Origin of the sequence: Nibribacter ruber (assembly GCF_009913235.1) — a bacterium.
Classification (GTDB): domain Bacteria; phylum Bacteroidota; class Bacteroidia; order Cytophagales; family Hymenobacteraceae; genus Nibribacter; species Nibribacter ruber.
Map to the genome: position 1 here is coordinate 3,764,082 of NZ_CP047897.1, position 13,329 is coordinate 3,777,410.

The 13,329-nt window shown below is 48.0% G+C and carries 10 protein-coding genes; 3 read left to right on the top strand and 7 right to left on the bottom strand.

From position 1 onward, the window contains the following. Positions 1 to 498: 498 nt before the first annotated feature. Positions 499 to 1,791, top strand: a complete 1,293-nt coding sequence (locus GU926_RS15915; RefSeq protein WP_160693586.1) for a polysaccharide lyase — start codon at positions 499 to 501, stop codon at positions 1,789 to 1,791. 343 nt (positions 1,792 to 2,134) lie between these two features. Further along, a complete protein-coding gene (locus GU926_RS15920; RefSeq protein WP_160693588.1) occupies positions 2,135 to 3,013 on the top strand; it encodes a polysaccharide lyase in 879 nt (292 codons plus the stop codon). Positions 3,014 to 3,151: 138 nt separating this feature from the next. Here GU926_RS15920 and GU926_RS15925 read toward each other — a convergent pair whose 3' ends face one another. The 5 genes from GU926_RS15925 to GU926_RS15945 form a co-directional block, all read right to left on the bottom strand. Beyond that, entirely contained in the window at positions 3,152 to 4,564 is a 1,413-nt protein-coding gene (locus GU926_RS15925; RefSeq protein ID WP_160693590.1) for a T9SS type A sorting domain-containing protein, read from the bottom strand. A 140-nt stretch (positions 4,565 to 4,704) separates the two neighbouring features. Then, complete coding sequence (locus GU926_RS15930) at positions 4,705 to 6,051, bottom strand: exopolysaccharide biosynthesis polyprenyl glycosylphosphotransferase (RefSeq protein ID WP_232058362.1); 1,347 nt, start codon at positions 6,049 to 6,051, stop codon at positions 4,705 to 4,707. A gap of 1,287 nt (positions 6,052 to 7,338) precedes the next feature. Then, positions 7,339 to 8,256, bottom strand: coding sequence for a TIGR01777 family oxidoreductase (locus tag GU926_RS15935; protein ID WP_160693603.1), 918 nt, complete (start codon positions 8,254 to 8,256; stop codon positions 7,339 to 7,341). Positions 8,257 to 8,403: 147 nt separating this feature from the next. Further along, entirely contained in the window at positions 8,404 to 9,072 is a 669-nt protein-coding gene (folE, locus tag GU926_RS15940; RefSeq protein ID WP_160693605.1) for a GTP cyclohydrolase I FolE, read from the bottom strand. Beyond that, a complete protein-coding gene (locus GU926_RS15945) occupies positions 9,065 to 9,472 on the bottom strand; it encodes a 6-pyruvoyl trahydropterin synthase family protein (RefSeq protein WP_160693607.1) in 408 nt (135 codons plus the stop codon). The genes folE and GU926_RS15945 overlap by 8 nt, the downstream gene beginning before the upstream one ends. 130 nt (positions 9,473 to 9,602) lie before the next feature. On the opposite strand from GU926_RS15945, the gene GU926_RS15950 reads away from it, so the two are divergent. Further along, the gene (locus tag GU926_RS15950; RefSeq protein ID WP_160693609.1) at positions 9,603 to 10,364 is read left to right on the top strand and encodes a DNA repair ATPase; all 762 of its coding nucleotides are present in this window, start codon (positions 9,603 to 9,605) and stop codon (positions 10,362 to 10,364) included. Between the two features lie 98 nt (positions 10,365 to 10,462). Here GU926_RS15950 and GU926_RS15955 read toward each other — a convergent pair whose 3' ends face one another. Further along, positions 10,463 to 11,317 carry a pirin family protein gene (locus tag GU926_RS15955; protein ID WP_160693611.1) on the bottom strand — a complete coding sequence of 285 codons (855 nt, stop codon included), beginning with the start codon at positions 11,315 to 11,317 and terminating at the stop codon, positions 10,463 to 10,465. 270 nt (positions 11,318 to 11,587) lie between these two features. Next, entirely contained in the window at positions 11,588 to 13,240 is a 1,653-nt protein-coding gene (pgi, locus tag GU926_RS15960; protein ID WP_160693613.1) for a glucose-6-phosphate isomerase, read from the bottom strand. Positions 13,241 to 13,329 lie beyond the last annotated feature (89 nt).

Below are 13,329 nucleotides of genomic sequence, written 5' to 3' on the forward strand. Positions count from 1 at the left end.
CGTCTCTTGCTTATAGAATTCAATATAGGGGATTTTTGATATAAGTAATTGATATACAGGAAGTTGTATAACTTTGTTTTGTATTATTTAAGGTAAATGTAGGCAGGATAGAAGAACTTTGACTGTTTTTTATAACAATTTAATACAATATGGTACTAAAGGGTGGTCTTTGAAAAATGTATTGAAAATGTATTTAACTTTGCAACTACGGAATTGGTAATAAGAAGGTTACAAGATTCTGAAAGATTTTTAAAGTCAGTTAAAAAGGCAAAAATACAATTTAGGGCAAGCGGTATCAGAACCTGATTCTGGTTTTAGTGCAGAAAGATAGAAAGAAGAAACCTTAACCTAATAGGCGTATATGAGGCACTTTTAGAAGGAAGTAGTAAAGTCAGATTTAACTGACTGATTTTCAAACGCTCAAGCTACTCAATTATTACATAGAGTTTGAGAACTAAGCCAAACCTTTTACAAAATCCCTTTATTAATTTTTTCAACATGAAGTTTAACACCAAATATATCGTATTGCCATTGCTAGTAGGTTTCATCTCAGCCTCTTGTGATAAGAATGAATTAGATGAAATGACGCCTGCCACTGCGGTTTCTGCCACGTCTAACCTGTCAAGCAACCTTATTTTTGAAGAAACCATGGAAGGATCTTCTCCTTTCTCTTTGGCGCATGCCCAGGAAGTAGGAGATTGGGACTATGCCTTTCAGATTGTAAACACTCCTGTATGGAGAGGCACCAAGGCCGCCCGCTTTGAGATCAGAAAAGACCAGCCGTTGGTACAGGACGGTAAAAGATCAGAAATGACCATCGTGAAAGGTGCAGACGGTGACATCACCAAGAACACCTGGTATTCTTTTGCCGCCTATTTCCCTTCCAAAGGGTATGAGTATGACACAGAGCGCGAGATCATTAACCAATGGTACCAGAGCGGTAGCCCGTCTACCTCACTTAGAACTGACAAAGACAGAATCACTTTTGAGGTAGGAAACACTCCGGAGACAAGAAAGCTGCATGATTTAGGTGCCATCAAGAAAGACGCCTGGACTGAGTTTGTATTCCACTTCATCCACTCTTACGGTACTGACGGCCTTGTTGAAATCTGGATGAACGGCGTGAAAGTGAAAACTATCACCGGGGGTAACATGTACAATGACGTGCTGCCTAAGTGGAAAATTGGTCTTTACAAGTCTGCCTTCAAATATGATGAGACCATTGTCACCAACCGAGTAATCTATTTTGACAATGTGAGAGTTGGTAATGCCAACGCCACCTTCGCTGACATGACCTCTGGTACTGCTTCAGGATCAACGACCACTACCACCAGCGGAACTACTACCACTAGCGGTACCACCACTACCAGCGGTACTACCACCACTTCTGGTACAACTACAACCACTACCACCTCCACCACAGATGTTCAGAAAGTAGTAAGCTTCACGCTGGTGAATGCAACTACAAATAAAGACATCATGACCATTGCTAACGGTGGCGTGATTGACCTGAGCGTAATTGGCACAAACAAATTCAACATCAGAGCCAATACCAGCAAGACTACCAGTGGTGTGGTGAAGTTTGTAATGTCAGGTGCCAAGAGCGATACGAGATTGGATGATGTAGTACCTTACGCCTTGTTCGGCGACAACAGAGCAGGTGATTATTACTCTTGGAGTGCTACCACAGGTTCTTACACACTTTCTGGAACTACCTACACAGGTACTAAGGACAAAATGGGTTCTGCCACAGCTCCTGCGTACACCATCAAGTTCACTATTCAGAAATAAGGTCAGGCCACTAACTGGCTCTTCCAACTGAATACCCAAAACAGATACTAAACCCTTAAAAGGAGCAGCCCACCGGCTGCTCCTTTTGTTTTGTCAACCCTTTACGCTGTATCTGGGTCCGTTTTTGGGCAGTTTTCTGGAAAACTGCCCAAAAACGGACCCAATTATTTTTATAGGGATTTCAAATGGGAAATCTATTCACGTGAGCGCTCGCTGCAACTTTCCTGTAACCAAGAAAGAAGGCCACTCAACAGGTGGTTTTTGCGTAGAAGAGGGAAGAGTGCTGTAGGGATCTGTCCCTGGCCTTGTTCTCCTGCTTCCGTCACCTCACGTTGTATAACATATGGTCTTTTATTCTAATGGCTTGCTTTTGTTGCAGATGCTGTTGGCGGTTTCCTGCGCAGACAAAAAAGACGGGTCTGGTGTGATGGGGCTGGACCAACTAGCTTCTTCCAGTACTCCTGTGAGAGGAAACCTGCTGTTTGAAGAAACCTTTGAGCAAGGCAGTCCTTTTGCTTTGGCCCATGCCAAAGAAATAGGTGACTGGCCCTACGCCATGCAATTGGTACAGGCACCCGCTTTTAGGGGCCACGGCGCCTGCCGGTTTGAGATCAGACAGGACCAGCCTTTGGTGAAAGACGGAAAAAGGGCTGAAGTAACTGTGGTAGGCCCTGTCTCCTCTAAGGAAATGTGGTATTCCTTTGCTGCCTATTTCCCCGCCGATGAATTTGTCAAAGACACGGAGCGCGAGATCATAAGCCAGTGGTACCAGCGCGCCGACAAGCACCTGGGGGAAAAGTCTTCCAGCCCGGCCACCGCACTACGTATCAAAAACGACCGCTTTGTTCTGGATACTGGCTTTAACGCAGACCTGGTTTCTGATGGCGTACAGGAAGGAAGCAAAAAGAAGCTAGACCTGGGCGAAGTGACTAAAAACACCTGGCATGAGTTTGTCTTCCATTTCGTGCATTCCTATGAAGAAGACGGCCTCATTGAGGTATGGCACAACGGAGAAAAAGTCATTACCCACCGCGGGGGCAATATGTACAACAACGCCGTGCTGCCTAAATGGAAGATTGGGCTTTACAAAGCAGCCTTCAAAAGCGGTGCTTCCACACTACCCAACAGAGTGGTGTTTTTTGATAACATCAAAGTAGGCAATGAACGAGCCAGTTATGAAGAAATGGCCCCCAGCGCAGTTGTCCCCAATTCCAATAACTAATCAGCTCCACCAGCAATCAATGATATGTCGTTTTTGGGCTGTTTTCTGGAAAATAGCCCAAAAACGGAAGTCCCGGCACCTGAGAATGACCTAGGTGCCGGGACTTCCGTTTTTGGTGGGCCTACTCAAGGCATATGGTTATTTTTCCAGAAGCACTTTGATGTGCTGCAGGCCGGTGTTGGTTTTAAGCCGCGCTATATACATGCCGCTGGCAAGACGGGAGCCGTCTACCGTTATCTTATTCTGCTTTCCTTTTAAGGCGTTGCCCTCAAAGAATTCTGTTACCCGTAGCCCTTTGCTGTCATACAAGCCAATGGAATAGTCACTGTCTTCGGCCAGTGAAAAGGCAATGGTGCACTTCATGTTAAATGGATTAGGGTAAGCTTTTAGAGTAGCATTGAGCGCGTCTACAGTTAGAACACCCATCACTTGCAGATTAAGAGTAGATACGTTGGTGGCAATGACCAAGGATTCTGGGGCATTGGGGTTGTTTTTGGCTGTAGATGGGTAATTGTAGGGGCCTGCCAGCAGCGTACGAGGTGAGTCAAACAGGATGTTCTTTGTAGAGGATTCGCGTTGTAAGATGTCGCCGCCTCCCTCATCTGCCGTGTATATTACTTTTAGCTTGTCCTGGGCATCGTTTAAGATGACAATGGGGCGGGTGCCAGTGCCAGATACCTTGTACATGTCATCCCAGGTGCCATAGGGTCTGCGTATCAGGAGAGCTATTTTGGTATAACCAGCGGTCTCAAACGAGGTCTTCACGGCGGCATACAGGGTGCCGTCACTGGCGGCGGTCATGTTCAGGTGGTCATCGGCCATGCCGCTACCTATATCCAGGGCAGACTGAGACGCTGGTACTTCGTCTTCAGACCAGGCTTCTGGGGTGGCATTGTCATCATGCAGTTTAAAGCCGAACCGCTGGGTGGCACTATTTGACCAGAGGACTCCCACCTTATTGATGGAGGGTAGGGCAATGACGCCAGAAAGGTCATCTGAGCTGGTGTTGTCGGCTAGAACAATGGGGGCACTCCAGTTGGTGTAAGGGGCATCGCTCCAAATGGCGTAAATTTCTTTTATGCCGTCATAGGCAATCCACATTCTTTCCTTGCTGTCTACGTCCAGGCTGGCTATCTCTGCATTGGGCCCAAACACCAGGTTGGTACGGTTGGGTTGTTTGCTCCAGAGCTTGTACGTAGCGGTTGCAGGATCATATTCCAGAGAGAGTACATACGAGGTATTGGTTTCCCTGAACAGCAGCACATGGGCCAGATTGCCTACTACCTTGCAGTCTGCCTTGGCGTAGTCACCAGGTAAGAGCAGCTGGAGCTTAGTCCAGGCCGTCCCATCCAGACGCCAGAGAAAGGTGCCTTCTGCATTGGGCAGAATACTCCAGTATTTTCCTTCATAAAACCAAATTTTAGATTGCGGCTTGTCACCTGTGTTGGTGGCTACCCCCAAGGGCTGTAGGTTTTTAAAGGACGAAAGCTGGGCCGCAAGTGGCAAAGAAAGAAAGGCACAGAATACTAACAGCAGAGTAAACTTTCTCATGGTCTTTTGTTTTAGAACGCGTTGCTAATGATCGGGGGTAAGCAAGACAGTGGGCTAAGATTGCCTACTATGGATAGTTCCTGGAAAGCTGGAGCCACGGTGCTGCACCGGGGATAAAATTAGATTCATATATATACGTATTAGAAGACATTTTTGTGAGTGCTTTTGCCAAAAATTGTCATGTATATGATTTTGATATCCAGCCACAAAGACCAGTTTTCCACATACCATAGGTCGTGGCTGGTTCTTTGGTTTTTCTGCTCTTTGGTGTCTGTGGGCCCGCGCCAGCCGTTTACCTGCGCCCAACCGGTAATGCCGGGTTTAAAGTAGTGGCGAACCATGTACTTGTCTTCGGTCTGCTGCAATTGCTGGTTCAGGAAGCTTCTATGGGGTCTGGGGCCCACCACGCTCATGTCTCCCAGAAGCACATTGAAGAACTGAGGAAGTTCGTCCAGGCTGTACTTTCTCAGGATACGACCTATTTTGGTGATTCTGTCGTCATTCTCTCTGGTGGAGAGAGTGCCGCCCTGGGCGCTGTCATTCTCGCGCATGCTTCTGAATTTGAAGACTTTGAATGGTTTACCCGACTTGCCAATCCGGATGGGGCAGTAGAGCAACGGGCCCGGCGAGTCTAGTTTGATAAGCGCGGCTACCACCAAGAGTACCGGAGTGAGCAGCATGATGGCCGCAAACGCGAAAAGCTTGTCAAACGTGTTCTTCAGGAGGAAGGCCCAGGTTTCATCCAGGGGCGTCTGGCGCACGTTGACAATGTCCAGGGAGCCCACGCGGGTGGCTTTGTAGTTCTTCCCAAACAGGTTCTCATAGTCTGGAATGTATTTTACCCGAATGCCGTAGTAGTCTGCGGTTTCTATGATGCGCTTTACCTTTTTGGAGGTTTTAACGGGCAGCGCTATCACTATTTCATCCACGGTATTGTCTTTCAGGTAGTCCTTGAACTGGGCCAGGTTAGAGACAATGTTTTCTTGTTGTACGGCACAAGCCTCGTCTTTGCACTTTACAAAGCCTTTGATCTTATAGCTAGAGTCATGGCAGTTGTAGAATTGCTTCTGAATGCTTTTGGCCGTGCTTCCAATGCCGGCAATAAGGGTGTATTTGGTCTGGTGGTCTAGCTTGAAGTTCTTGAAGGCAGTGAAGAACGGATGGTTCACCTGCGTGGAGACGTTCTGATTGCCTTCTCTAACCGGCACCAGTGGCTTCAGGAATGAGAGGGACAGCAATTCAATAGGCGTGGTAACCTGGTCAAAAATCAAATGCGCCTCAAAGGGAACAATCTCTGCCTGAAAGAGCTGGTTGCAATAAATATAGATGAGGGTTAGACTAACGGAAGACAGAATGAAAAACAAAATGGAAGAATACGTGCTGCCGGTTTTTTTTGTATAAAAGAGAAGGGTGAGCAGATACGCCAGGCAGAAAATGGAAACTAGGCTGCTTAATGGCCAGTTGGACGTCTGGGTGTATTCTATCAAGAAATAAAGGGAAAGGACAGAGAAGAATCCTACAAATAACTTGGGCGTTTTAGAATAGAACAGAGTGGGCTTATCATTCAATGATCTGTCTTGTAAAAAAGAAGGTATAGGCTGGACCATATGACTTAATAATTTAACGCGTTAAGTTGAAATGTAGAATGGCAAGCACAGACCAAGGGACACCAGCTGCAGGTAGAACCAAGGGCTACGTTCAGAGGGCCAGATACAGGCGAAGGCTCAACAACACAGGCAAGGGCGCATCCTCTCCAAGTTCGCAGAACGGCCAATACAAGCCGTTAACCGGGAAAGCTGTTAGTGGAGGAAAGGCGGTCTGCTGTACAGAAGCACGGAGCCATTCTCAAGAGAGCATTAGAAAATAGAAACCATAGAAGGGCACGGCCACTAATAAATAGAGTGTATTTACCAGTAGCACAACTCTTGCCAGACAGCAGGAGGAGCACCGCCTACTATGGAAGGGAGAACCTATAAGGAATGGGGCATCAGGCCCGGGGCCTGATTAAGAAGATGGGAAAAAGTTTGTCATAGAGTACACCGTTTAGTTTACCAACTGCCTCAAATCATTCTCACAAAGGGAGGCTCAACGGCAGGGGCAAGTCCTGTAAGACAAGGCAATTCTACTGATGGAGCGTTTCCCTAATAACCTTAGTGTCAATTACTCTAAAAAAGAAAGTAGTGGTGAAGTCTGGTGGCATCTTGAAGCCAGAGCAAACTTCTGCTCAAGCCACCTGGAATCGTATTCAACTACAGCAAACTGCCTTTATGGTAAGTACATCTCAATTTGCTATATACCCTATATACTAGGTTTTAATGAAGAAAGTTGTGAGACTTATGCAATAAAATAGGCTATGCGTCATGCATAATAGCCAGTAAACCAGCCTTGGCAGAGGGCAAGAAGATTCTTGATTTAGTTATGTGAAAAGGAGGAAAAGAAGGTGTTGGTTGTATAGCGCTGATCCTTAGTGGCTTATAGGCACATTGAATGGGGCTATAATATTTTTCTTGTTGTGAAAGGCCCATCAAGTTTCTCTTGGAAGAATGATGGTAGCTGGAAGGAAATGAAGAATATTACGTAATTAGTGTACTGTTCTAAGATTAGCCCAGGAGGATTGGAAATTGATAAATTAGAAAAGTTATATATAGAATTATAAGCAGTAGCATACCTCTTAATGTAAGGCGCTTGATAGGGGAAGTAGGCAGGAGGGGAAAGATTAGCGCTCCGTGAATTGAAGAAGGCCCTATTGGAACTTCTTCAATTCACAAGAGATATTAGCTGTGTTTATCATAAAGAGACTCCAGGGCCTCTCGTAATTGGCTGAATTCAAAGGTAAATCCTGTCTGTAGCAATTTGTTGGCGCTCACGCGCGAGCCGCCCAAGACAATCTCACTCATCTCGCCCAGCATCAGTTTCAGCCCGAAGGCCGGCACGTTTGGAAAAACCAACGGCTTGTGCATCACCTCGGCTAATGCTTTTGTGACTTCCTCATTGGTGCTAGGGTGCGGAGCCACGGCATTGTACACGCCTTGCATCTGCGCATCTTCCATGGCTTTGATGAAGAGCCGGCACATGTCATCAATATGAATCCAGGACATGTATTGCTTGCCAGAACCCAGTGGCGCGCCGGCCAGCATTCTTATGGGCTTAGCAATCTGGGGAAGAGCGCCGCCTTTGTTGCTCAGCACAATGCCAATCCTGAAGATCACGGTTCTAATGCCCAGGTTATGCACCTGCCAGGCAGAATGCTCCCATTGCTTGCAGACCTCGGCTAAGAAGTCAGAGCCATAGGTGCTTTCTTCCAGCATGAGCTTGTCACCTGAGTTGCCGTAAATCCCCACTGCCGAAGAAGAGAAGAACCCCTTTACGTGATGCGGTACTTTGTTCAGGTACTCGCACAAGATGTGCGTGCTTTGGGTACGGCTGTGCAGGATTTCCTTCTTGCGGGAACCCGACCATTTCTCCTCAGAGACGCTGGCACCGGCCAGGTTGATGATATAGTCTGCGTACTTGATGGCTGCTTCGTCCAGACACCCTTTCTTCAAATCCCATTTAAAGGTTTTGTAGTGCGCGTACTTGTCTGGGTTTCGGCTGAGGTGGGCCACTTCATAGCCGCTGTCAATCAGCATCTCAGACAAACGCGTTCCTAACAAACCTGTGCCCCCGGCAATCAGTATTTTCTTTCCTGACATGTTGCTTTCTATACGACCTTCGTTCACCGTCATCTACCTTCTCTAAGCTGGTTTAGTTGAGAAAAGACAGAGCCTTCCTGTTCATGAGGGAATTGCACTGGAAAACGCAGGATGCATCTGAAAAATTCATCTTCTGGAAGATTTGCATCAGCTTTTGTTATGGCGTATGGCCTGCATGAATTCAAGACGGTACGCGTCCTGCTCAAACAGCCCCGAGTACTCAGAAGTAATGGTGCTGCTGCTCACGTCATTCACGCCGCGGCTCATCACACACAGGTGGTCTGCCTCGATCAAAACGGCCACGTTGTCCGTCTTCAGCACATCCCGTAGCTCTTGGGCAATCTGGCGCGTCAGGCGTTCCTGCACCTGCGGCCGACGGCCGTAGTATTGCACAATGCGGTTTAGTTTAGAAAGGCCTATCACGTGCTCATTGGGGATATAAGCCACATGGGCTTTGCCAATGATGGGTACAAAGTGGTGCTCACAGCTGGAGTATAAGGTGATGTCGCGCTCTACCAGCATCTGGCGGTAGCCGTAGCGGTTTTCAAACAGGCGGGCGGCGGGTCTGTTCTCGGGCTTGAGGCCGTCAAAAATCTCCTGCACGTACATCTTGGCCACGCGGCGCGGCGTGCCTTTGAGGCTATCGTCTTCCAGGTCAAGACCCAGCAGCTGCATGATTTCTTTAAAATGGTATTCTATGCCCTCTATCTTCTGCTCATCCGTCAGGACGAAGGCATCTGGGCGGAGCGGCGTATCCAAAGAACCCGGCATGTGGTCTTCTTCAGGATCCTGATTATTGTCCTCCCGTCTATCCATGGTATTCAACAAAGTTTCTTTCGGTTTCAAATAAGGTGACGGACAAAGCCAGGTTTTCTGAGAGGTGGGGGCGCAGGCGCTGCCAGATGATGATGGCAATGTTTTCAGCGGTGGGATTCAGATGTTTGAACTCGTCCGTGTCCAGGTTTAAGTTTCGGTGGTCAAATTTATCTAAAATTTCTGCTTTAATCAGCAGACTCAGTTTTTTCATGTCATAGACATAGCCCGTGTCTGGGTCTACCGGCCCCGTCAAACGTACCACCAATTCATAATTATGCCCATGGTAATTGGGGTTGTTGCAGAGGCCAAACACCCGGGTGTTCTGCTCATCTGTCCAGGCAGGATTGTGCAGGCGGTGGGCGGCGTTGAAATTCTCTTTTCTACAGACGGTTACGTTCATAGTGCATCAAACAGGCAAAAGGGCCAATAGGTTTTTAGAGGCCCCTGGGTCAAAGGTAAAATTTTATACGGCTCTGTGCCTATTCTGATTTTTTGCCTAATTTCAGGATTGAATACCTCAACACAATCAAATGAAAGGCAAACGTACGCACATGAAGGCAGTAGCGCTGTTGTTCATGCTTTTAGGCATGGCAACAATGGGTTGGGCACAGCAACGCTCAACGGTAGACGAAAAGGAGGTGGATATCAATGGCATTGTTCGGAAGGGGCAGCGCATTATGATCCAGCTGGACAGCAAAGTGGTGGAGAAGGCCTGGGCTTCTTATTTAAAGGAAAAGTCTGGCGGCACCGTGAAAGGTCCTTCTATTCTGCCAACTGCTAAAGCTCAGGCTAGCAAAGGCGTGTACACCGTAGAGAAAGCCCAGATAGACACCATTACCAGCAATCCTATGCGTATCATGTCTAAAGTGGAAGGCTCTGACCAAGGCACCATGGTGTGGTGGTCACTGGACTTAGGCAACGCCTACTTAAGCAAAAAGGAAACCACCAAAGAGTGGGCCCGCTCTGAGGCTATGCTCCAACAGTTTGCCCGCCAATTGTACAAGCAAGATGTGCAAAACCAGATAGCCGATGCGGAGAAAGTATTGGTCAACTCCCAAAACGAGGCCGACCGCGTCATCCGTCAGGCCGACGAGATCAAATACAAAATCACCAAGAACCAGGCCCGCAAACAAGAGTTGGAAGCTGAACTAGCCGCTAACGGTAATGAGCTTGAGCAACTCAACAAAGACGTAGAAACTAACTTGAAGCAGCAGGAAGCCGCCAAGAAAGAAGTAGAAAACATGCGCCGTGCCGTGGAGATTGTAAAAGCCAAAATGGACAAAATCATCTAAGCACTGCTTACTTACTAAAACGGAATCGCCCGATGTTGCAGAAACATCGGGCGATTCCGTTTTTAGGCTATTTTCTGGAAAACAGGCCAAAAACGCGCTTAGTGCTTCCATTGGCCAAATTTACCTTGCTGATAATCCTGGTACGCTTGTCTTATCTCGGCTTCTGAGTTCATCACAAACGGCCCCTGCGCCACTACTGGCTCATTGAACGGCACCGCGTGCCCAAAGAGCAGGATACTTTCCTCAGAGGCTTTCACCTGCAATTCTTCGCCGTCATTGTTAAATTCCACCAGATTCCTGAAAGGTACTTCCTGACCGTTCACCGTCAGAGAGCCTTTGATGATGTAGAAGAAAATGTTGCGATCTGCGGGAACAGACACCTTCATCTCACCACCGGCCTGGAAGTAAATGGTGCTCAACAGAATGTCTGTCACCGTGTCAAAGGCGCCTTTGTGCTCACCCCAAGTACCAGAGATTAGGTTGAAAGTGACGTTCTCGTCTTCCAAAGAGAAACTCGGAATGTCTTCCTTCTGAAGGCCTTTGTAAGCCGGTTCCATCATTTTGTGCTTGGCTGGTAGGTTCATCCACAACTGCAGAATCTCCAACGGTCCGCCTTTGGCCTTAAACTCAGAAGAAGACACCTCGGCATGAATCAAGCCTCTGCCCGCCGTCATGTACTGCGCCCCGCCGGCGGTAATCACGCTCTCATGGCCGCCGCTGTCCTTGTGCATGATGTCGCCTTCCAGGATGAAGGTCATGGTCTCCATGCCCCGGTGCGGGTGCGGCCCAAACGGTAAGCCGTTGTTGTTGGACTTGTATACTTGGTGACCGTGGTGGTTCAGAAACAGGAACGGGTCAATCATCTGCAGGCTTCGGGATGGAAGCGGCGAGTAGGTGATTAAGTCTGCAATGGGGGAGTATTCTGCTTTATGGATTTTCTTGATGGTTCTCATTGTGACTTAGTTGGAATTGGCATACAACAGTAGCGAAGGTAAGAGTCAAAAGGTTTTCATGTTTATGTACGTACATAAAAATAATGCTGCTTCCTTTTTGACTTCTCTAAAGTTTAGGAATCCGTTTTTGGCCTGTTTTCCAGAAAAGAAGCCAAAAACGGATATGCCCTCAAATCCAGAACCAATAGCTGTAACGACCCAAAGCAAAAACTCCCTCCAACTTTATATGAGACAAAGCTGGAGGGAGTTTAGAGTTAAGCAGAAGTATTTCTAGCTTCTGAAAGCCTTGAATTGGTTTATCAAACCGTTAGTAGAGCTGTCATGAGACGTAACAGGCTCTTCATTCAATAGCTCCGGCAGAATTTTAGATGCCAGCTGCTTGCCTAGTTCCACGCCCCATTGGTCGAAGCTGTAGATGTTCCAGATGATGCCCTGCACAAAAATCTTATGCTCGTACATGGCCAGCAACGCACCCAGCGTTCTCGGGGTCAGCTGCTTGAATAGAATGGAGTTGGTCGGGCGATTGCCTTCAAACACTTTGAAATCTTTCAATGACTTGATTTCCTCTTCAGACAGGTTCGCGGCTTGCATTTCTTTCAATACCTCCTCCTCAGTCTTCCCATTCATCAACGCTTCTGTCTGCGCGAAGAAGTTGGCCATTAATTTTGGATGGTGGTCGCTCAAAGGATTATGGGTCACAGCTGGGGCCAGGAAGTCGCAGGGAATGAGTTTGGTACCTTGGTGAATGAGTTGGTAGAACGCATGCTGACCGTTGGTGCCCGGCTCGCCCCAGATGATGGGACCGGTCTGGTAGTTGACAGGCTGGCTGTTCCGGTCCACCGACTTTCCGTTGCTTTCCATGTCCCCCTGTTGGAAGTAAGCCGCGAAGCGGTGCATGTACTGGTCATACGGCAATAGCGCGTGCGCCTCTGCAGAGAAGAAGTTGTTATACCAGATACCCAGCAAAGCCAGAATCACGGGTGCGTTCTTCTCAAATGGCGTCTTCTGGAAGTGCTGGTCCATGGCGTGCGCCCCGTCCAGTAACGCTCTGAAGTTCTCAAACCCAATGGTGCAGCAAATGGACAAACCAATGGCAGACCATAAAGAATACCGTCCGCCTACCCAGTCCCAGAATTCAAACATGTTCTGCGGGTCAATGCCAAACGCAGACACAGCCTTGGTGTTGGTTGAAATGGCCACGAAGTGCTTCTTGATGTGCTCCTCGTCTTTAGCATTCTCTAAGAACCAGGTGCGCGCGCTGTGGGCATTGGTCATGGTCTCCTGCGTGGTGAACGTCTTGGAGGCAATCATGAACAGCGTGGTCTCAGCGTCTACTTTCTTCAGCGTTTCGGCTATGTGCGTGCCGTCCACATTAGACACAAAGTAGGTGGTGATGTTGGGCTGTTGGTAAGGCTTCAGCGCCTCGGTCACCATCACGGGCCCTAAGTCTGAACCGCCAATACCAATGTTCACAATAGTAGTGATGGGTTTGCCGGTATAGCCTTTCCAGCCTCCGGAGATGACCTGCTCAGAGAAGGCTTTCATCTGGTCCAGTACGCGGTTCACGTCTAGCATCACATCTTTGCCGTCTACCATTATTGGCGAGTTGGAACTGTTGCGCAAGGCCACATGCAAGACCGCGCGGTCCTCCGTGAAGTTGATTTTTTCGCCTGAGAACATGCCGTCAATGGCTTCTTGCAAACCGGTCTCCTGGGCCAGCTGCAACAGCAGTTGCATGGTTTCCTGGGTCACGCGGTTCTTGGAGAAATCAATGAGGATATCCTCAAACGTCAGGCTCAGTTTCTCAAAACGCTTCGGGTCCTGCTGAAACAGATCCTTTAGGTGCTGAGCCTGCATCTGCTCATAATGAGCTTCTAATTTCTTCCAGGCTTGGGTGGTGGTGGGATTTATAGTGGGTAACATAGTTTCATCATTTGTATCTGGCGCGAATTTAAGAAGAGATTACATAGAAATGCCAAAGGCCGTATCACCTCTGGCATCCCTTTGCTATT